Below are 18,888 nucleotides of genomic sequence, written 5' to 3' on the forward strand. Positions count from 1 at the left end.
CGAGCGGCACAGCCGGGAACCGGGCGCACCCGTCTCCCGGCCGGACGCCGCCTGCCCGGTCCCGTCCGCACCGGCACCTGTTGCCGCCGTACGGCCTGACGCGCCTTCCCGTCCTGGCACCACCGCATCTCCCCCGCCGCGCACCCCACTTTCCAGTTCTCCGGGAGTCATCATGACCCTTCTCACCACCTGGCCCGAGTCCGGACCGGGGACCGTCGTCCGCCGCACCACCGACCCCGCCGAGATCGCTGCCGCCCTGGCACCGATCGGCGTGCGCTACGAGCAGTGGCCGGTCCTGGACCACGTGGCGCCCGACGCCGACAGCGACACGGTGTTCGCCGCGTACCGCGAGGACATCGACAAGCTGACGGAGGAGGAGGCGTTCAAGATGGTCGACGTGATCGCGCTGCATCCCGGCGACGACCCCGGCTTCCCCGAGAAGGCGAAGGCGGCTCGCGCGAAGTTCCTCCAGGAGCACACCCACGACGACGACGACGAGGTCCGCTTCTTCGTCGCCGGGTCGGGCATCTTCTATCTGCACGCCGGCGGCCAGGTGCACGCGGTGCTGTGCGAGAAGGGTGACCTGCTGGGCGTTCCGCGCGGCACGACCCACTGGTTCGACATGGGGACCAGCCCCTCGTTCACCGCGATCCGCTTCTTCCACGAGGAGGACGGCTGGATCGGGAACTTCACCGGCGACCCGATCGCCGGGCGCTTCCCCGACTTCGACACCATCGACGCGGAGTACCGGGCGTGAGCAGGGTCTTCGCCGTGGACGCCGTGGTGCTCGACATCGAGGGCACCACGAGCGCCACAGGGTTCGTGGTCGATGTGCTCTACCCCTATTCCCGCAGCCGGTTCGCGTCCCTGCTCACCACGAGGGCGGCCGAGCCCGCCGTGGCACGGGCCGTCGCGCAGGTACGGGAGCTCGCCGGGGATCCGGACGCCTCCGCCGCGCGGATCGAGGAGATCCTGAACGGCTGGCTGGACGAGGACCGCAAGGCCACCCCGCTCAAGACGCTCCAGGGCATCGTCTGGGCGGAGGGCTTCGCACGGGGCGACCTGGTGTCGCACTTCTACGACGACGTGCTGCCCGCGCTGCGTGCCTGGCACCGCGCCGGTATCGCCCTGCACGTGTACTCGTCCGGTTCGGTGGCGGCCCAGCGCGCCTGGTTCTCCTCGACCCCCGAGGGCGACCTGACCGGGCTGCTGTCCGGCCTGTACGACACCGAGAACGCGGGCCCGAAGCAGGAGCCGGACTCCTACCGCGCGATCACCGCGGCGACCGGAGTCCCGGCCGGCCGCACGCTCTTCCTGTCCGACCGTGCCGCGGAACTCGACGCGGCGCGCACGGCGGGCTGGCAGACCCTCGGCATCCGGCGGGCCGGGGAGCCGTACTACGCGAGCGGGGTGGGAGACCACCCCGAGGCAGATTCGTTTGCCGGGATCCATCCGAAGGGCGAGCAGGACGATGAGTGACGTGACGGAACAGGCTCTCAAGGCGGCGGGTGCCGTGCTGGCCGCCGAGTCGGCGCGCTTCGCGTCCTTCGGCTGGATGCGGGGCACCTCGGGCAACCTCTCCCAGGTGCTCTCACGGGACCCGCTGCTCCTCGCGGTGACCGCCAGCGGCCACGACAAGGGTGAGCTCACGGAGAACGACGTGGTCCTCGTCGACGGAGAGGGCAGGGCGACCGGCGAGGGCAGGCCGTCCGCGGAGGCCGAACTGCACGCGCGCGTGGCACGGCTGACCGGTGCGGGCGCCGTCGTGCACGTCCACACGGTCGCCTCGGTCGCGATGGGGCATCGCGAACCGGGCGGGATCGTCTTCAGAGACCTGGAGATGCTCAAGGGCGTCGGCCAGAGCGCCGAGGGCGTGGAGGTCACCCTTCCGGTGATCGCCAACAGCCAGGACATGAAGGTGCTGGGCGACCGGCTGGAGGCGGCGCGCGATCCGCGGATGCCCGCGGTGGTCGTCGCCGGGCACGGCCTGTACGTCTGGGGCGCCGACCCCCGGCAGGCCCGCCACCACACCGAGGTCGTGGAGTGGCTCCTCGAACTCACCCTGACGAACCGGTAGCCGCCGGAGCGCGCGGCGCGCACCCCGGCGCCACCGTCACCTCAGGTGCGTGCCGGGGAGTTCGCCCGCCGTGAAGTCCAGCACACCGCGCTCGGTCACCAGAGCCGTGATCAGCCGGCCGGGGGTGACGTCGAAGGCCGGGTTGTGGCCACGGGTGGCGGGCGGCGCCGTACGGACGCCGCCCCACTCCACGACCTCGGCGCCGTCGCGGAGTTCGATGTGGATGTCGTCGCCGGACCCGGTGGCGACGTCCACCGTGGTCGTGGGGGCGGCCACCAGGAAGGGGATGCCCGCGTCGGCGCAGGCGAGCGCGACGCCGAGGGTCCCCACCTTGTTGGCGGTGTCGCCGTTGGCGGCCACCCGGTCGGCGCCGACGACCGCGGCGTCCACCTCGCCCCTGAGGATGGTGCCGGCCGCCGCCGCGTCGGCCTGGACGTAGTGCTCGATGCCCTCGTAGTCCAGCTCCCAGGCGGTGAGCCGGGAGCCCTGGAGAAGCGGGCGGGTCTCATCGGCGTACACCAGCTCGACCAGCCCGCGGGAGTGCAGTTCGCGGATGACGCCCAGCGCGGTGCCCCAGCCGGCGGTCGCGAGCGCGCCGGTGTTGCAGTGGGTCAGCAGGCGCAGGGGACGGTCGAGTCCGGTGCGGGCGATGAGCCAGTCCGCGCCGAAGACGCCCATGTCCCGGTTGGCCCGGACGTCTTCGCGCTGGATGGCCGCCGCCTCGGCGAGCACCGCGTCCAGGCCCTCGTCGACGAACGGCAGGACGCGGTCGACGCAGACGGCGAGGTTCACCGCGGTGGGCCGGGCCTCGCGTACCCGGTGGACCGCCGCGAGCACCTGCTCGCGGTTCCAGCCCTCGCGCTCGCCCTCGATGAGGGCGAGGGCCACGCCGTAGGCACCGGCCGCGCCGATCGCGGGCGCTCCTCGGACCACCAGCGCGGCGATCGCGTCGCGGAGCCCCTCGGTGGTCTCGATCTCGATGTGTTCGAGACGGTGCGGGAGGACGGTCTGGTCGATGAGGCGCAGACGGCCTGCGGCCCACTCGACGGCGCGGAGCTCCCCGTGCGCTGCGGGCTGGGTCATCTGGGCTTCCTCCCGGGCGGTGCTGCTGAGTCCCGGTCACCGTACATGAGCTGCGGTGATAGCCCTTTGAGATGCTTGTCCGTTATTCGGACTGATGCTCTATCACGTCGTGAGCGGGTGTTAATGTCCTCGGCACGACGCCGGATCAAGCCACTGGAGGGGGGCCTCATGGACGTACGCACGACCAAAACACGTCCGGCAGCGGTGTGCGCACACCGAATGCCCGGGGGAACCCGAGCCCAGGGCACGCTCACCTCGCGCCGCCACATCGACCTCTGCCGATGTGCCGCCGCCGGCTGTTGTCTCTGAGGCGCCGGGCTCCCGTCGCTCCCGCCCGCACCACCGCCCCGTGCGTGCGATCCCCACTCCCCCGCTGCCGCCCGAGCGCGACTCCCGTGCCGGGCCCGCCCGATAGGCATTGACCCACTTATGTCGAAGAGACTCCGTACCGCCCTCCGGGCCGCCTCCGTCGCGACCGGCGCCGTCCTCCTGGCCACCGGCTGCAACGCGTCCGCCTCGAAGTCGGACCCGGCCTCCGGCTCCGCCGGCAGCGGCAAGTCCTTCGTCCTGGTGACCCCGGACGCGGTCGCCCAGAACGAGTTCCTCAAGCTTGCCGTGGCGGGTGTGAAGTCGGCCGCGAAGGCGCACGACGCCTCCTCCAAGGTCTACGAGTCCACGGACGACGCCTCCCGCCAGCAGAACGTCAAGGCGGCGGTGAACGCCTCGCCCGACGTCATCGTGCTGATCGGCTTCGAGTTCGCCGACCTCGCGGCCCAGCAGGCCGAGGCCGGCCCCGGCCAGCAGTTCCTGCTGGTCGACTCCTGCACCACGAAGACGTACGAGAACGTGACCTGCGCGACCTTCCGGGAGCAGGAAGCCGTCTATCTGGCCGGCGCCGAGGCCGGTCTGCTCAGCAGGAGCGGCAAGGTCGGCGCGGTGGACGTGCTGGACACCCCGCAGTTCCGCCGCTACAGCGAGCCGTTCGCCGCGGGTGCGAAGAAGACCGCCTCCGCCACGAAGTCCACGACCCGCTTCGTGGGCGGTGACTCCCCGTTCAACGACGCCGCCCGCGCCAAGGAGCAGGCGAGTTCGCTGATCTCCGGCGGGGTCGACCACATCATGGCCGCCGCCGCGGCGGGCAACTACGGCGTCTTCGAGGCCGCGCAGGCCAAGGGCGCGTTCGCGTACGGCGTCGACGTCAACCAGTGCTCGGCCGCCGAGGGCACCGTCGTGGACAACGTCGTCAAGCGGACCGATGTCGCCGTGGAGAAGGGCATCGGGACGATCCTCTCCGGGACCACCGGCAAGACCGTCTCCTACGGTCTCAAGGAGGGCGGCATGAGCCTCACCGGACTGGAGGACGGCGTCGCGGACTCCGGCTGTGTGATCGCCGAGCACACCGACGTCATCGCCGAGGTGAAGAAGCTGCGCGAACAGATCGTCACCGGGAAGCTGACGGTCGATGACCCCGCGGCCTGAGTCCCCCGCGGTCGAGATGCGGGGGATCGTCAAGGCGTTCCCCGGCGTCGTCGCCAACGACCATGTGGACCTGACCGTGCGGCGCGGCGAGATCCACGCCCTGATGGGCGAGAACGGCGCGGGCAAGTCCACGCTGATGTCGGTGCTGTACGGCATGGAGCGGCCCGACTCCGGCACGGTCCTGCTGCACGGACGCGAGGTCTCCTTCGCCGACCCGAGCCGGGCCATCGCGGCCGGGCTGGGGATGGTGCACCAGTCCTTCAAGCTGTTCCCCTCGCTGACCGTCGCCGAGAACGTCGTCTACCGGGCCGAGCCGCGCCGCTTCGGCCTGGTGGACCGGGCGGCGGCACGCCGTCGCACGGCCCGGCTCGCCGCCGAGCACGGGCTGGACGTCGACCCGGACGCCCGGGTGGGCGACCTGCCCGTCGGCGTACGGCAGCGGGTGGAGATCCTCAAGCTGCTGCACCGGGGCGCCCAGGTGCTGATCCTGGACGAGCCGACGGCGGTGCTGACCCCCGCCGAGGCCGACTCCCTCTTCGCCGTGCTGCGCGGGCTCGCCGACCAGGGCCGCACGGTGCTGCTCGTCACCCACAAGCTGCGCGAGGTGCTCGAAGGCTCCGACAACGTCACCGTGCTGCGGGACGGCCGGGTCGCCGCCCGGCTGCGCACCGCGGCCACCACCGCGGAGGAGATAGCCGCCGCGATGACGGGCCGCGATGTCGAGCTGGACCGGATGCACCCGGGCGGCACCCCGGGCGACGAGGTGCTGGCGGTACGGAACCTGAGCCTGCCAGGCCTCACCGATGTGTCGCTGTCGGTGCGGGCCGGGGAGATCGTCGGCGTGGCGGGCGTGGCCGGGAACGGCCAGGGCGAGCTGGTCGAGGCCCTCGCCGGGCTGCGCCCCGCCGTCTCGGGCGAGGTGCGTGTCGCGGGCCGGGAGGTCACCGGCGCGACGGCCGCCGAGCGGCGCGACGCCGGGCTCGCCTATGTCCCCGAGGACCGCGGGGAGGTCGGCACGGCGCGTGCCGCGTCCGTCGCCGAGAACCTCGCGATGGGCCATCACCGCAAGGGGCTCAGGTCCCGGCGGGGCCTGCTGCCGGGTGCCGCCGTCCGCGGCCACGCGCTGAAGCTCATCGACCGCTTCGGAATCAAGGCGTCCTCGCCCGAGATCCCGGCGGGAGCCCTCTCCGGCGGCAATCTGCAGAAGCTCGTCATCGGCCGTGAACTGGCCCACGAGGCCCCCCTGCTGATCGTCGAGCAGCCCACCCGCGGGGTGGACATCGGCGCGATCGAGAACATCCACCGCCGGCTCGTCGCCTACCGCGACGCCGGGCACGCCGTGCTCCTGGTCTCCGCCGAACTGAGCGAGATCCGGGGCCTGTCCGACCGGGTGCTCGTGATGTACGAGGGCCGGATCGCGGCGGAGTACGACCGCGAGGCGGCCGACGAGCGCACCCTCGGCCTCGCGATGGCGGGCGGTGCGGCACCACCGTCCGGCGGGGGTTCCGGAGCGTCCGGGCCCCGGCCCGGCGAGGAGTCCGCCGCATCCGCGCCCGCCGCGTCCCAGCCCGCCTCATCCGAGTCCGCCGCATCCGCGCCCGCCGCGTCCCAGCCCGCCTCATCCGAGTCCGCCGCATCCGTGCCCGCCCAGGAGAAGCGCTGACATGGCCACCGAGAGTCCGGACCCGTCCCCCTTCGCCCGGGTCCTGAGGTCCCCCGTCCCCTTCTCCGTGCTCGGCGCGCTCGTCGTCGGCACGCTGTTCCTGCTGGCCACGGGCTCGGACCCGGTGACGGCCTACGGCGCGGTCGTGGAGGGGGCGTTCGGCGCCGACGGCATCGGGTCCACCCTGTCGAGTTCGACCGCCGTCATCGGGCTGGCCGTCGCCCTGGCGATCCCGCTGCGGGCGGGGCTGATCAACCTGGGCGGTGACGGGCAGCTGGTGCTGGGGGGCATCACCGCCGCGGCCGTCGGGCTGTACTCGCCGCTGCCGGCGGTGCTCACCGTGCCGCTGTGCCTGCTGGCGGGCATGGCGGCGGGCGCCGCCTACGCCGCGCTCGCCGCCGTCTGCCAGAACCGCTTCGGGGTTCCGCTGCTGGTCACCAGCCTGCTGCTCAGCTATCCGGCGGTGTCCTTCGCCTCGTATCTGGCGCGCTATCCGCTGAAGGACCCCGCCTCCAGCCTCCCGCAGACCCGGCGGCTCCCGGCCGGTGTGGCGCTGCCGGAGTTCGGCACGTCCACGGTCACGCTGGGCCTCGTGCTGGTGGCCGCGGTGGCCGCCGCGTTCTTCTTCGTGGACACCCGCACCCCGGCCGGCTACGAGATCCGGATGACCGGCCTCAACAGCCGGTTCGCCTCCTACGCGGGTATCGACCGCCCCCGGCTGACACTCCGGCTGATGGCCGTGTCGGGCGCGGTGGCCGGTCTGGTCGGCGCGGTCGGCGTGCTGGCCTTCCCCTTCCGCTTCACCGACGGTTCGCTGACCGCGTCCGGGGACACCTGGACCGGTCTGATGGCGGCGCTTCTCGCCTCCGCCGCACCGGTCGGCACGGCGCTGGCCGCGCTGTTCTTCGCCGCCCTGAAGGTCGGCGGACTCAACATGGAGCGGGTCACCGAGGTGCCGAGCGAGCTCACCGACATCCTCCAGGCCATCGTGATCGTCTTCCTGGCGGCGCGATTCACCCTCAAGCGGCGCAGGCGTGCCGCCTCTTCACCCGGGTCCCCGGCACAGGCGCTCACGCCGGCCGCTCCGGCCGCCGCCCCCGAGAAGGAGACCGCCTGATGTTCCTCGACTCCGATCTCCTCTTCTCGGCGCTCCGCGCGCTCACCCCGATCCTGCTGGCGGCCCTCGGCGGCGCGATCTGCGAGCGCGCGGGTGTCTTCATGATCGGCCTCGAAGGCATGATGCTGATGGGCTGCTTCACCGCGGTCACCGTCAGCTGGTTCTCGGGTTCGCCCTGGCTCGGCGTGCTGGTCGCGGCCCTCGCCGCGGCGGCGTACTCGCTGATCCTCGCCGTCGGCACGGTCACCCTCAAGGGCGACGCGGTCGTGCTCGGCGTCGCGATGAACCTCCTCGCCGTCGGGCTGACGGGCTTTCTGCTGCGTACGACCTTCGGGGTGCAGGGCACCTTCGACGATCCCGCGCTGGCGGGCCTCGGCACGGTCCACCTCCCGGGCATCGCCTCGATCCCGTTCGTCGGTCCCGCCCTGTCGGGGCACTCCGCCCTCGTCTACTTCTCCTGGATCGCCGTACCGGTCGCCGCGGTGCTGCTCTTCCGCCACCCGTGGGGCCTCAGGCTGCGCGGCGTCGGCGAGACGCCGGACGCGGCGGCGACGCTCGGGGTGAGCCCCGCGCGGTACAAGTACGCCGCGATCCTCGTCTCCGGTGTGCTGTGCGGTCTCGCGGGCGCCCAGCTGGCGCTCGGCAACGTCACGCTGTTCTCGGAGAACATGACCGCGGGCCGCGGCTGGATCGCCGTCGTCGCGGTCATGCTCGGCCGCGCCGCTCCCGTCGGGGTGCTCCTCGCGGGGCTCCTCTTCGGCATCGCGGAAGCGGCCGGATTCCGGTTGCAGGGCCTCGGCCTCCCGCAACAGGCGACGGACGCGGCACCGTACGCCGTCACTCTCGTCGCCCTCTTCCTGACCACGGCAAAGCGCCGCCGCCGCACCCCCGCTGGAGCTTCCGCATGACCACCCAGTCCCTGCTGCCCGTCACCCGCATACCCCGCACGGGGCTGCCCGCCCACGCCTTGGTGGTCGGGGACCCGGCCCGCGCGGCCGCCGTCGCCGATCTGCTGGAGGACGCGAAGGAGGTGGCATACCACCGCGAGTACCGCACCTTCACCGGCACGTGGAAGGGCCTGCCCGTCGTCGTCGCCTCGCACGGCGTGGGCGGTCCGGGCGCGATCCTGCTCTTCCAGGAGCTCGCCGACGCGGGTGTGCGTACGTTCATCCGCTTCGGGACCGCCGGGGCCATGCGGCGCGGCATCGGTGACGGCGACCTGGTGATCGCCGAGGCCGCGGTGCGCGACGACGGCGTCACCCAGCAGCTGCTGCCCGCCGAGTACCCGGCCGTGTCCGCGCCGGAGGCCGTGCTCGCGCTCCAGCGGGCCGCCGAGACGGCCGGGGCTCCGTACCACCGGGGCATCGTGTGGACGCGGGCCGCCTTCCAGCCCGGCCTGATTCCGCTGCCGACGGCCGCGTACGAGAAGGCCGGGCTCGCCGCGATCGAGATGGAGCTCTCCGCTCTGTACGTCGCCGCGTCGCTGCGCGGCCTGGTGGCGGGCGGTGTGCTGGTGATCGACGGCGTGAACGCGGACGACCTGGTGGACGAGGAGGCGACGGGCGGCTACGACCCGCACCGCGATGTCGTCGCCGAAGGCGTGGCGCGCGGCAGTGTCGTCGGCCTGGAGGCGCTGCGCCTGCTGGCCGGAGGTGCCCGATGAGCGGCACAAGGGTCGATCTGCTGATCCACGGCGGCGATGTGCTGACCGTGGACGACAAGGGCACGGTCGTGCCCGGCGGTTCGGTCGCAGTGCGGGACGGGGAGATCGTCGCGGTCGGACGGGACCTGGAGGTCACGGCCGCCGAGGAGATCGACGCCCGCGGCTGCCTGGTCGCCCCCGGCCTGGTCAACACCCACACGCATCTCGCGATGACCCTTCTGCGGGGTCTCGCCGACGACGTGGACCTCCAGGAGTTCCTGGCCCGCGTGATCCCCGCCGAGGCCGCGCTGCTCAACCCGCGGAACGTGGCGGCCGGCGTGCGGGTCGCGATGGCGGAGAGCATCCGGGCCGGGGTGACCTCCGCGCTCGACATGTACTGGTTCCACGCGGCGGCCGAGGAGGCGGCGCGCGAGGCCGGATGGCGGCTGCACGGCGGGCCGACCTTCATGGACGTGCCCGACCCCGCCGACACGATCGTCTACGGGGACCGGCTCGCCTGGGCCAGGGAGCATCTGACCGCGCGGACCCCGGCGCCCGGCACCCGGCCGGTCGTCTTCGCCCACTCCGCCTACACGCTGACGCCCGCCCAGCTGACCGGCATCGGCGCGCTCGCCCGGGAGTTCGGGGCGCTGCTGCACATCCACGCGTCGGAGAACGCCGCCGAGGTGGAGACCGTCCTCCAGCGCCACGGCAAGCGGCCCGTGGAGCTCCTCGAATCGCTCGGGCTGCTCGGCCCCGACACGCTGCTCGCCCACGCGGTAGACCTGACCGGGGCCGAGATCGCGGCGATCGCCAGGACCGGCACGTCCGTCGCCCACTGCCCGGTCTCCAACCTGAAGCTCGGTTGCGGCATCGCGCCCGTACCCGCGCTGCTGCGGGCGGGGGTGACGGTCGGGCTGGGCACCGACGGGGCGGTCAGCTCCAACACCCTGGACATGATCGGCGCGATCCGCCAGGCGGCCCTGGTCCACAAGGCGGGCGGCGACCCGACGGCCGTCGGCGCCGAACAGGCCGTACGGATGGCCACGATCGAGGGCGCGCGGGCACTCGGGCTCGGCGGCCTGCTGGGCTCCGTGGAGGCCGGCAAGCGCGCCGACCTGATCGTGCTGGACCTCGGCGGGCCGCATCTCACCCCCCGCCACGACCCCTGGTCGATGCTGGCGTACGCCGCCCAGGCGTCCGATGTGCGCGACACGGTCGTCGACGGCCGTGTGCTGATGCGGGACCGTGTCCTGCTGACGCTCGACGAGGCCTCGGCCCTGCGCGAACTGGAGCGTACGGAGTGAACGTCACCCGCGGCTTCACCGGCCGTTCCCGCGCCGACGAGCGCGATCCGCGGCTCCCTCCGGGGCAGTACGACGCGGGCGACTCCTGGCCGGTCCTCTCCGCCGAGGTCACACCCGAACTCGCGCCCGGGGACTGGTCCTTCCGCGTCGACGGCCTGGTCGCCCGCCCCAGGACCTGGTCCTGGGACGAGGCCCACGCCCTGCCGCCCTCGGCGTACGAGGGCGACATCCACTGCGTCACCAGCTGGTCGAAGTTCGGGGTGCGCTTCGCGGGGGTGTCCCTGGACGCCTTCCTGGACCGGGCCGGTCCGCTGCCCACGGCCACGCACGCCGTGGCCTACGCGCACACCGGGTACACCACGAATCTCCCGCTGTCCGATCTGACGGGCGGCCGGGCGTGGATCGTCTGGGAGTACGGCGGAGGCCCGCTGGCCCCCGAGCACGGCGGCCCGGCACGGCTCATCGTGCCGCACCTCTACTTCTGGAAGAGCGCGAAGTGGATCGCGGGCATCCGGCTCCTCGACCACGACGAGCCCGGTTTCTGGGAGCGGAACGGCTATCACCACCGCGGCGACCCCTGGCAGGAACAGCGATACTCCGATGACTGACACCTTCACGCCTGCCACCCGTTTCGCCGTGCCCGGCCGGATCGTGAGCAGCAACCGCGCCGCCGCGTCCTGGCAGCGCGCCACCCTCACCCAGATCCGCCGCGAGACCCCGGACGCCGCCACCTTCCGCTTCGACGTGCCCGGCTGGACCGGCCATGTGCCCGGCCAGCACCTGATGCTGCGGCTCACCGCCGAGGACGGCTACACCGCGCAGCGCCACTACTCGATCGCCTCGGCGCCGGACGCGGACGGCCAGGTCGAGCTGACCCTCGACCATGTGCGGGGCGGCGAGGTCTCCGGTCATCTGCACACGGTGGCGCGGCCCGGCGACACCGTGGAGGTGCGGGGCCCCGTGAGCGGTTTCTTCGCCTGGCCGGGCGACCGGCCCGCGCTGCTGCTGGGTGCGGGCTCGGGCGTCGTGCCGCTGATGTCGATGCTCCGCCACCGCCGCCGGAGCGCCCCGGACGTGCCGCTGCGCCTGATCGTCTCGGCGCGCATCCCGGAGAGCCTGATCTACGCCCAGGAGTACGGGGACGAGACGACCACCGTCCTCACCCGCGCCGGGGCGCGGAAGCGGCTGTCGGCCGAGCACCTCGAACAGGTCGTGGCCGAACAGCCGCCGGGCGGCTGGGAGACGTACATCTGCGGCTCCAACGCCTTCGCGGAGCACGCCTCCCGGCTGGTGGTGGGCCTCGGGATGCCGGTGGACCGGATCAGGATCGAGCGGTTCGGCTGACCCGTTTGCCGGTCAGGTCGCGGGGCGCAGCCGCAGCCCCTGCATCCCTCCGTCGACGGCGAGCGCGGTGCCGGTGACGGACGCCGCCGCCGGGCTCGCCAGATAGACGACGGCCGCGGCCACCTCGTCGGCGGAGACCAGCCGGCCCAGCGGCTGGCGGGCGTCGAGCGCGGCGCGCTCGGCCGCCGGGTCGTCGGCCTGGTCGAGCAGCCGGCCGATCCAGGGGGTGTCGGCCGTACCGGGGTTGACGCAGTTGACCCTGATCCCCTCGCGGACGTGGTCGGCCGCCATCGCGAGGGTCAGGGAGAGCACGGCCCCCTTGCTCGCGCTGTAGAGGGCGCGCTGCGGCAGGCCCGCTGTGGCGGCGATCGAGCAGGTCTGGGTGATCGACACGGCCCCGGGGCGTGCGGCGGCCGAGCGGCGCAGATGGGGCAGGGCGTGGCGGGCGGCGCGGACCATGCCGAGCACGTTGATGTCCAGGACGCGGGCCCACTCGTCGTCGGTGTTGTCCTCCACGGTGCCGATCGAGCCGATGCCCGCGTTGGACACCAGGGTGTGCAGGCCGCCCAGTTCCGCCGCGGCCCGGTCGACGGCGCTCCGTACGGCGCCGTCGTCGGTCACGTCCGCCTCGATGGCGAGCGCCCCCGCGGGCGCGCCCTTCGGATCGCGGTCGAGCACGGCGACGCGGGCGCCCCTGGCGAGCAGCAGGGCCGTCACGGCTGCTCCGATTCCGGACGCCCCGCCCGTCACCAGGGCGGACAGTCCGTCGAAGTCCTGTGTATCGGGCATCAGTCGGTCTCCTCGGGGGTGCGACGGGCCTGCCAGACGGGGCCCTGCGGGTAGCGGTGGGCAGCGATCGAGGCGGGGAGCATCCGGGCGGAGAAGCCCGGTGTGCGCGGGGTGACGTAGCGGCCGTCCTCGATGACGGCCGGGTCGGCGAAGTGTTCGTGGAGGTGGTCGACGTATTCGATGACCCGGTCCTCCCAGGTGCCGGACACGGCGACGTAGTCGAACATCGAGAGGTGCTGCACCAGTTCGCACAGCCCCACGCCTCCCGCGTGCGGGCAGACCGGGATGCCGAACTTGGCGGCGAGCAGCAGGACGGCGAGGTTCTCGTTGACCCCCGCGACCCGTGCGGCGTCGATCTGGACGAAGTCGACCGCGCCCGCCTGGAGGAGCTGCTTGAAGACGACCCGGTTGGCGATGTGTTCACCGGTGGCGACCTTGACCGGCTGCCCGGCGCGCACGGCCGCGTGACCGAGCACGTCGTCGGGGCTGGTCGGCTCCTCGATCCAGTACGGGTCGTAGGGGGCGAGCGCGTTCATCCAGGAGACGGCGTCGGCCACGTCCCAGCGCTGGTTGGCGTCGACGGCTATGCGGACGCCCGGTCCCACGGCCTGCCGGGCGAGCGAGAGCCGCCGGATGTCGTCGTCAAGATCGGCGCCGACCTTCAGCTTGATCTGGGTGAACCCGTCGGCGACGGCCTCCTTGGAGAGGCGCACGAGCTTGTCGTCGTCGTAGCCCAGCCATCCGGGCGAGGTGGTGTACGCCGGATAGCCCTCGGTCAGCAGCCGCTCGGTGCGCTCGGCGCGGCCCGGTTCGGCGGCCCGGAGGATGCCGAGCGCCTCCTGCGGGGTGAGCGCGTCCGTGAGGTAGCGGAAGTCGACGAGGGAGACGAGCTCCTCCGGTGTCATCCCGGCGAGGAACTGCCAGACGGGCTTGCCGGCCAGCCGCGCCGCGAGGTCCCAGGCGGCGTTGACGACGACGCCGGCCGCCATGTGCATCACGCCCTTCTCGGGGCCGAGCCAGCGCAGCTGGGAGTCGTGCGTGAGCAGGCGGTACAGCTCGCCGAGGTCGGCGGCGGTGCGCGGTGCGGGCCTGCCGATCACATAGGGCCGCAGCGCCTCGACGGCGGCGGCCATGACATCGTTGCCACGCCCGATGGTGAAGCAGAAGCCGTGCCCCTCCTCGCCCGCGCCGTCGGTGCGCAGCACGACATAGGCGGCGGAGTAGTCGGGGTCGGTGTTCATCGCGTCCGAGCCGTCCAGCTGTTCCGAGGTGGGGAACCGGATGTCGTCGACCTCGAAGTCGGTGACGATCGGACTCATGTGTGCGCCCCCAAAGGCATAACATCGGATCTCTGCATGGTCATCCGATGTATAGCCTCCCCGAGGGCCGAGAGTCCAGGGTGCCGAGGAAAATAGATCAACTTCCCTCCGTACAGCTCGGATGAATCCGGAGGTGGCACGGTTCAGCCCAGGAGGCAAACGGACTGCGGCGGAACAGGGCGGAAGCCGTAAGGTTGGTCCGTACACAAGGGAACTTCGGAAGGAGGCCTGGGTGATCGAGCTCGAGGGGGTACCCGAGCTGATCGACCCGGTCATGGTGGCCGCGTTCGAGGGCTGGAACGACGCCGGTGACGCCGCCTCCACAGCGGTCGGACATCTGGACCGGGAGTGGAAGGGCGAGGTCTTCGCGGCGCTCGACGCCGAGGACTACTACGACTTCCAGGTCAACCGGCCCACGGTGTTCATGGAGGGCGGGGCGCGCAAGATCACCTGGCCCACGACCCGGCTCTCCGTGGTCCGGGTCGGCGGCGACAAGCCCCGTGACCTGGTCCTGATCCGGGGCATCGAACCCTCCATGCGCTGGCGTTCGTTCTGCAACGAGATCCTGGGCTTCGCCCATGAGCTCGGCGTCGAGATGGTCGTCATCCTGGGGGCGCTGCTGGGCGACACCCCGCACACCAGGCCGGTGCCGGTCAGCGGGGTCACCTCGGACCCCGACCTGGCCAGGACCATGGACCTGGAGGAGACCAGATACGAGGGCCCGACCGGCATCGTGGGCATCCTCCAGGAAGCCTGCACGCACGCGGGGGTGCCCGCGGTGAGCCTGTGGGCGGCGGTCCCGCACTACGTCTCGCAGCCGCCGAACCCGAAGGCGACGCTGGCGCTGCTGAACCGCCTGGAGGATCTGCTCGGGCTGCGGATCCCGCTGGGCGAGCTGCCCGAGGACGCCCGCGCGTGGCAGCTCGGCGTCGACCAGCTGGCCGCCGAGGACAGCGAGGTCGCGGAGTACGTGCAGACGCTGGAGGAGGCGCGGGACACCGCCGAGCTCCCCGAGGCGTCGGGCGAGGCCATCGCCCGCGAGTTCGAGCGGTATCTGAGGCGCAGGGACATCGGCGGCCCCGGCCAGGCGCCCGGCGGTCACGCCACCGAGAGCGGTGACGTGCCCTATCTGCGGGACACGTCCGGCGGCCGTACGCGACCGCCGAAGCCGCAGCGTCCGGAGAAGGGCAAGGGCCGGCCGAAGGACGGCGACGAGGGCGCGTCGGACGACCCGCCGTCGACCGGGCCGGACGAGGACTCCTCGGAGGGCTGACCGGGCGGTCCGGACGGCCTGCCGGGCCCAGCGAGGACGCCCGGGCCGGACCGTGTGACGGGAGAACGGCCCCGGACCTCCCGCGATCACGCGCGAGGTCCGGGGCCGTTCTATGTCGTACGGGTACGGGTGTGCGGGTTACAGGGCGACGCCCAGCAGCGCGTCGACCGTGCGCGAGACCAGACCGGGCGCGCCCTCGTCCGTCCCGCCGCCGGCGCTCTGCCGCTCGGCCCACCGGTCCACCGCGGCCAGTGCGGCCGGGGCGTCCAGGTCGTCGGCGAGCGCCTCCCGCACCTCCTCGACCAGGGCGTCCGCGGGCAGTCCGTCCGGCCGGGAGACCGCGGCGCGCCAGCGCGCCAGACGCTCGACGGCGTCGGAGAGCACCTGGTCGGTCCACTCCCAGTCCGACCTGTAGTGGTGCGCGAGCAGGGCGAGCCTGATCGCGGCGGGGTCCACGTCGGCCCGGCGCAGCGCCGAGACGAAGACGAGGTTGCCCTTGGACTTGGACATCTTCTCGCCGTCGAGGGCGACCATGCCCGCGTGCACATAGGCACGGGCGAAGGGGTACTCGCCGGTCAGCGCCTGGGCGTGCGAGGCGCCCATCTCGTGGTGCGGGAAGGCGAGGTCGGAGCCGCCGCCCTGCACGTCGAAGCTCATGCCGAGGTGGTCCAGCGCGATGGCGACGCACTCGATGTGCCAGCCGGGCCGGCCACGGCCGAGGCTGCCGCCGTCCCAGCTCGGCTCACCCTCCCGGGCGGCCATCCAGAGCATCGGGTCGAGCGGGTTCTTCTTGCCGGGGCGCTCCGGGTCTCCGCCGCGCTCGGCGGAGAGCCGCCGCATCGCCTCGGCGTCGAGGTTGGAGACCTCGCCGAAGTGCGGGTCGCACTCCACCGAGAAGTACACGTCGCCCTCGAGCTCGTAGGCGGCGCCCGCGTCCCTGAGGCGTTCGACGAGCGGGACGATGCCGGGTATCGCCTCCACCGCGCCGATGTAGTGCTGGGGGGGAAGCATGCGCAGAGCGGTCATGTCCTCCCGGAAGAGTGCCGTCTCGCGCTCCGCGAGCTCGGTCCAGTCCTCGCCGTCGCGCACGGCCCGCTCAAGCAGCGGATCATCCACGTCGGTCACGTTCTGGACGTAGTGAACCTGCCGCTTGGTGTCGAGCCACACGCGCTGAACGAGGTCGAACGCGTTGTAGGTCGCCGCATGACCCATGTGGGTCGCGTCGTACGGCGTGATGCCGCAGACGTAGATGCGGGCGACGGGACCGGGGTCAAGGGTGATCCGTCCGCCGGTCGCGGTGTCGTGGATCCGAAGGTCGCGGCCCTTGCCAGGCAGGGCGGGGACCTCAGAAGCGGGCCAGGCATGCATGTCATGAGCGTAACCGGATGATGCTTCCGGATACGAACCGGATGGCGGAGAGCGGCCGAATTCGCGGTCTTGCGCGGATGGCGTTTCTCACCTAAGGGCTGTCCCGTGGTCCCTGGGGCGGAGTACGGGACAGCCCCCAGGACAGGCGCCCGCTCACACCGGCGGCCAGGGGATCGCGGGCCATTCACCGCTCGGCTGCGGGTGGCGGCCGGATTTCCGCAGGTCCTCCACACGGGCCCGCAGTGCCTCCAGTTCGGCCGGGGTGATCAGTTCCCCCAACCGGGTGGCGAGCCGGCTGCCCGGCTCCAGTCCCGCGGAGAGCCGGTCGAGCACCTCGACCGCTTCCCTCGTCAGCGGCTCGCCCGCCCACCCCCAGAGCAGGGTCCGCAGCTTGTCGTCCGCGTTGAAGGTGACCCCGTGGTCGATGCCGTAGAGCCGGCCGCCCGGTGCGGGCAGCAGGTGCCCGCCCTTGCGGTCACCGTTGTTGATCACAGCGTCCAGGACCGCGAGCCTGCGCAGCCGGGGGTCGTCCGCGTGCACCAGCAGCGCGGTCTTCCCTTCGCCCACCTCGGCGAAGCCCACCGCTTTCCAGCCGTTCCCCGGTTCCTCGCCCTCCACGAGTGCGAGGAGCGGCGGCAGTCCGTGCACCTCGTCGGCCCCGGGCGCCCCGGCGCTCCCGTCGGCTTCGTCGGCCTCGATCCAGAGCTGGCACATGCCCTCGCCGTAGGGGCCCTCGCGCAGCACGGTCGGCGGCACGAGACCCCAGCCGGTGGCCTCGGAGATCTCGTACGCCGCGACCTCGCGCTGGGCGAGCGTGCCGTCGGGGAAGTCCCAGAGCGGCTGCTCGCCGGCGACCGGCTTGTAGACACAGGGGCGCTGCTCGCCCTCGTACGCGACGGTGCAGTACAGCACGGCGTTCGACGCGCCCCGGACCTGGCCGAGGACGGTGAGCTCACCCTCGGCGAGCAGGGTGCGCAGCCCGGCCTCCGTCAGGCCCCGCGACGGTATCCGTTCTGGCGCGGGCATACGTGTCCTTCCGGATCGAGGGGCAGGCTGCACAGCGGGCAGGGCGGCCGGCCGGCGTTCACGACGTCCAGGGCGCGCTTGGCGAAGGCCCGGGCCTGTGCGCCGCTCAGCCGGACGCGGAGCATCGGCGGACCGTTCTCCTCGTCCTGCAGGAGCCTTTCCTCCGCCTCCGCGAGGTCGTCCTCGGAGTCGGCGTCGAGCTCGACGAGGGCCTGTGCCTCGACGATCATGCGCTGCTCCTCGCCGTCCCAGGCGAGTGCCATCGTGCCGACCCTGAACTCCTCCTCGACGGGGGCGTCGAGCGGAGCGGTGTCGGCGACGTCCATGGGGGCCACGGCGGGCACCGGTGAATTGCCGCCGGTCCGCCGGACGACCTCGTCCAGGAGTTCGTCGATCCGTTCGGCCAACGCGGCAACCTGGGTCTTCTCCAGGGCCACGCTCGTGACCCGTCCCCGGGAGGATGCCTGGAGGAAAAACGTACGGCGGCCAGGCAGCCCGACCGTGCCGGCCACGAAGCGGTCCGGTGGGTCGTAGAGGAACACCTGACGGGACACGTCCTGTCTCCCTTGGGATGAGATGGCGGATGGGGGCGGCCCCGGGGGCACCGCGGGATGCTCCACGAGGCCACCTACGGCGCGTCCACCCTACTGCGCGGAGAGATCACGGTGCCCCAGCGCCGCCCCCGACGGCCGCGTCCGTTGCCGCGTCCCCCGCCGCGTCGGCCCCGATGGACTGTTCCCGGGGCGCCAGGGAGGCCAGGTCCCCGGTGTCGCCGAGACGGAGGAGGAACGGGCGCAGCCTCGTGTAGCGGATCGCCGTGACGGAGCACGGGTCCACCTGGACGCGCTGGAAGAGGTCGAGATGCATGCCGAGCGCGTCGGCGACGAGCGCCTTGATGATGTCGCCGTGCGAGCACATCACATAGGCGGCGTCGTCCCCGTGCTCGGCACCGATCCGGGCGTTCCACTCCCGCACGGCCTCGACGGCCCGCGCCTGCATGGCCCGCATGGACTCACCGCCGGGGAACGCGGCGGCGGAGGGGTGCTGCTGCACGACGGTCATCAGCGGTTCGTCGGAGAGCTCGGCGAGTTTGCGGCCCGACCAGTCGCCGTAGTCGCACTCGCTGATCCCCTCCTCGGTGTGCAGAGGGAGCCCCGGGCGGGCGTCGAGCAGCGGCTGGAGGGTCTCGCGGCAGCGCTGCAGGGGGCTGCTGACGGCCGCGGCGAGTTCGAGGGCGGCCAGCCGGCCGGGAAGCGCGGCGGCCTGTCCGGCACCGCGTTCGTCGAGGGCGACGCCGGGGGTCCGCCCGGCGAGCACTCCGGAGGTGTTGGCGGTCGAGCGTCCGTGGCGTACGAGGATGAGCGTGGGCATACATGCCAGCGTAGAGGTGCGTGAACGGTC

The 18,888-nt window shown here is 72.7% G+C and carries 19 protein-coding genes; 12 read left to right on the forward strand and 7 right to left on the reverse strand.

What is annotated here, in order from left to right:
* The first annotated feature begins 172 nt into the window (after positions 1–172).
* The 3 genes from ACWCQM_RS23175 to mtnB are packed head-to-tail and all read left to right on the forward strand — an operon-like array spanning position 173 to position 2,077.
* Complete coding sequence (locus tag ACWCQM_RS23175; protein WP_450917056.1) at positions 173–757, forward strand: 1,2-dihydroxy-3-keto-5-methylthiopentene dioxygenase; 585 nt, start codon at positions 173–175, stop codon at positions 755–757.
* A complete protein-coding gene (gene mtnC / locus ACWCQM_RS23180) occupies positions 754–1,479 on the forward strand; it encodes an acireductone synthase (RefSeq protein WP_450917057.1) in 726 nt (241 codons plus the stop codon). The genes ACWCQM_RS23175 and mtnC overlap by 4 nt, the downstream gene beginning before the upstream one ends.
* A complete protein-coding gene (gene mtnB / locus ACWCQM_RS23185) occupies positions 1,472–2,077 on the forward strand; it encodes a methylthioribulose 1-phosphate dehydratase (RefSeq protein WP_450917058.1) in 606 nt (201 codons plus the stop codon). Before mtnC ends, mtnB begins: the two co-directional genes overlap by 8 nt.
* Positions 2,078–2,113: 36 nt before the next feature.
* Here mtnB and mtnA read toward each other — a convergent pair whose 3' ends face one another.
* A complete protein-coding gene (gene mtnA, locus ACWCQM_RS23190; RefSeq protein ID WP_450917059.1) occupies positions 2,114–3,160 on the reverse strand; it encodes an S-methyl-5-thioribose-1-phosphate isomerase in 1,047 nt (348 codons plus the stop codon).
* A gap of 429 nt (positions 3,161–3,589) precedes the next feature.
* On the opposite strand from mtnA, the gene ACWCQM_RS23195 reads away from it, so the two are divergent.
* From ACWCQM_RS23195 to ACWCQM_RS23230, 8 genes are read left to right on the forward strand one after another with little or no spacing between them, the layout of a single operon-like run.
* On the forward strand, positions 3,590–4,639 hold the full coding sequence (locus ACWCQM_RS23195; protein WP_450917060.1) for a BMP family ABC transporter substrate-binding protein: 1,050 nt from the start codon (positions 3,590–3,592) through the stop codon (positions 4,637–4,639).
* A complete protein-coding gene (locus ACWCQM_RS23200) occupies positions 4,623–6,302 on the forward strand; it encodes an ABC transporter ATP-binding protein (RefSeq protein ID WP_450917061.1) in 1,680 nt (559 codons plus the stop codon). Before ACWCQM_RS23195 ends, ACWCQM_RS23200 begins: the two co-directional genes overlap by 17 nt.
* Before the next feature lies 1 nt (position 6,303).
* Complete coding sequence (locus ACWCQM_RS23205; protein WP_450917062.1) at positions 6,304–7,419, forward strand: ABC transporter permease; 1,116 nt, start codon at positions 6,304–6,306, stop codon at positions 7,417–7,419.
* Entirely contained in the window at positions 7,419–8,327 is a 909-nt protein-coding gene (locus ACWCQM_RS23210) for an ABC transporter permease (RefSeq protein WP_450917063.1), read from the forward strand. The genes ACWCQM_RS23205 and ACWCQM_RS23210 overlap by 1 nt, the downstream gene beginning before the upstream one ends.
* Positions 8,324–9,082, forward strand: coding sequence for a nucleoside phosphorylase (locus ACWCQM_RS23215; RefSeq protein WP_450917064.1), 759 nt, complete (start codon positions 8,324–8,326; stop codon positions 9,080–9,082). The genes ACWCQM_RS23210 and ACWCQM_RS23215 overlap by 4 nt, the downstream gene beginning before the upstream one ends.
* Positions 9,079–10,368: an amidohydrolase gene (locus ACWCQM_RS23220; RefSeq protein ID WP_450917065.1), complete on the forward strand. Its 1,290-nt coding sequence runs from the start codon at positions 9,079–9,081 to the stop codon at positions 10,366–10,368. Before ACWCQM_RS23215 ends, ACWCQM_RS23220 begins: the two co-directional genes overlap by 4 nt.
* Positions 10,365–10,976: a sulfite oxidase-like oxidoreductase gene (locus ACWCQM_RS23225; protein WP_450917066.1), complete on the forward strand. Its 612-nt coding sequence runs from the start codon at positions 10,365–10,367 to the stop codon at positions 10,974–10,976. Before ACWCQM_RS23220 ends, ACWCQM_RS23225 begins: the two co-directional genes overlap by 4 nt.
* Entirely contained in the window at positions 10,969–11,712 is a 744-nt protein-coding gene (locus tag ACWCQM_RS23230; RefSeq protein WP_450917067.1) for a ferredoxin reductase, read from the forward strand. The genes ACWCQM_RS23225 and ACWCQM_RS23230 overlap by 8 nt, the downstream gene beginning before the upstream one ends.
* Positions 11,713–11,724: 12 nt before the next feature.
* Here ACWCQM_RS23230 and ACWCQM_RS23235 read toward each other — a convergent pair whose 3' ends face one another.
* Together ACWCQM_RS23235 and ACWCQM_RS23240 are read right to left on the reverse strand one after the other, a co-directional pair.
* Positions 11,725–12,501 carry an SDR family NAD(P)-dependent oxidoreductase gene (locus ACWCQM_RS23235; protein ID WP_450917068.1) on the reverse strand — a complete coding sequence of 259 codons (777 nt, stop codon included), beginning with the start codon at positions 12,499–12,501 and terminating at the stop codon, positions 11,725–11,727.
* A complete protein-coding gene (locus tag ACWCQM_RS23240) occupies positions 12,501–13,820 on the reverse strand; it encodes an L-fuconate dehydratase (protein WP_450917069.1) in 1,320 nt (439 codons plus the stop codon). Before ACWCQM_RS23240 ends, ACWCQM_RS23235 begins: the two co-directional genes overlap by 1 nt.
* 232 nt (positions 13,821–14,052) lie before the next feature.
* On the opposite strand from ACWCQM_RS23240, the gene ACWCQM_RS23245 reads away from it, so the two are divergent.
* Complete coding sequence (locus ACWCQM_RS23245; RefSeq protein WP_450917070.1) at positions 14,053–15,093, forward strand: PAC2 family protein; 1,041 nt, start codon at positions 14,053–14,055, stop codon at positions 15,091–15,093.
* Positions 15,094–15,231: 138 nt separating this feature from the next.
* Here ACWCQM_RS23245 and mshC read toward each other — a convergent pair whose 3' ends face one another.
* The 4 genes from mshC to ACWCQM_RS23265 form a co-directional block, all read right to left on the reverse strand.
* Entirely contained in the window at positions 15,232–16,461 is a 1,230-nt protein-coding gene (mshC, locus tag ACWCQM_RS23250) for a cysteine--1-D-myo-inosityl 2-amino-2-deoxy-alpha-D-glucopyranoside ligase (RefSeq protein WP_450917071.1), read from the reverse strand.
* 153 nt (positions 16,462–16,614) lie between these two features.
* Positions 16,615–17,487, reverse strand: a complete 873-nt coding sequence (locus ACWCQM_RS23255; RefSeq protein ID WP_450917072.1) for an SCO1664 family protein — start codon at positions 17,485–17,487, stop codon at positions 16,615–16,617.
* The gene (locus tag ACWCQM_RS23260) at positions 17,451–18,041 is read right to left on the reverse strand and encodes a DUF3090 domain-containing protein (protein WP_450917073.1); all 591 of its coding nucleotides are present in this window, start codon (positions 18,039–18,041) and stop codon (positions 17,451–17,453) included. The genes ACWCQM_RS23255 and ACWCQM_RS23260 overlap by 37 nt, the downstream gene beginning before the upstream one ends.
* Positions 18,042–18,147: 106 nt before the next feature.
* On the reverse strand, positions 18,148–18,858 hold the full coding sequence (locus ACWCQM_RS23265) for a histidine phosphatase family protein (RefSeq protein ID WP_450917074.1): 711 nt from the start codon (positions 18,856–18,858) through the stop codon (positions 18,148–18,150).
* Between the last annotated feature and the right edge of the window lie 30 nt (positions 18,859–18,888).

The organism is Streptomyces sp. NPDC002125 (assembly GCF_053593715.1).

Coding starts and splice junctions, on each gene's coding strand:
- ACWCQM_RS23175 (WP_450917056.1), top strand. CDS start 173: ATGACCCTTCTCACCACCTGGCCCGAGTCCGGACCGGGGACCGTCGTC.
- mtnB (WP_450917058.1), top strand. CDS start 1,472: ATGAGTGACGTGACGGAACAGGCTCTCAAGGCGGCGGGTGCCGTGCTG.
- mtnA (WP_450917059.1), bottom strand. CDS start 3,160: ATGACCCAGCCCGCAGCGCACGGGGAGCTCCGCGCCGTCGAGTGGGCC.
- ACWCQM_RS23195 (WP_450917060.1), top strand. CDS start 3,590: ATGTCGAAGAGACTCCGTACCGCCCTCCGGGCCGCCTCCGTCGCGACC.
- ACWCQM_RS23200 (WP_450917061.1), top strand. CDS start 4,623: ATGACCCCGCGGCCTGAGTCCCCCGCGGTCGAGATGCGGGGGATCGTC.
- ACWCQM_RS23205 (WP_450917062.1), top strand. CDS start 6,304: ATGGCCACCGAGAGTCCGGACCCGTCCCCCTTCGCCCGGGTCCTGAGG.
- ACWCQM_RS23210 (WP_450917063.1), top strand. CDS start 7,419: ATGTTCCTCGACTCCGATCTCCTCTTCTCGGCGCTCCGCGCGCTCACC.
- ACWCQM_RS23215 (WP_450917064.1), top strand. CDS start 8,324: ATGACCACCCAGTCCCTGCTGCCCGTCACCCGCATACCCCGCACGGGG.
- ACWCQM_RS23220 (WP_450917065.1), top strand. CDS start 9,079: ATGAGCGGCACAAGGGTCGATCTGCTGATCCACGGCGGCGATGTGCTG.
- ACWCQM_RS23230 (WP_450917067.1), top strand. CDS start 10,969: ATGACTGACACCTTCACGCCTGCCACCCGTTTCGCCGTGCCCGGCCGG.
- ACWCQM_RS23235 (WP_450917068.1), bottom strand. CDS start 12,501: ATGCCCGATACACAGGACTTCGACGGACTGTCCGCCCTGGTGACGGGC.
- ACWCQM_RS23240 (WP_450917069.1), bottom strand. CDS start 13,820: ATGAGTCCGATCGTCACCGACTTCGAGGTCGACGACATCCGGTTCCCC.
- mshC (WP_450917071.1), bottom strand. CDS start 16,461: ATGCATGCCTGGCCCGCTTCTGAGGTCCCCGCCCTGCCTGGCAAGGGC.
- ACWCQM_RS23255 (WP_450917072.1), bottom strand. CDS start 17,487: ATGCCCGCGCCAGAACGGATACCGTCGCGGGGCCTGACGGAGGCCGGG.
- ACWCQM_RS23265 (WP_450917074.1), bottom strand. CDS start 18,858: ATGCCCACGCTCATCCTCGTACGCCACGGACGCTCGACCGCCAACACC.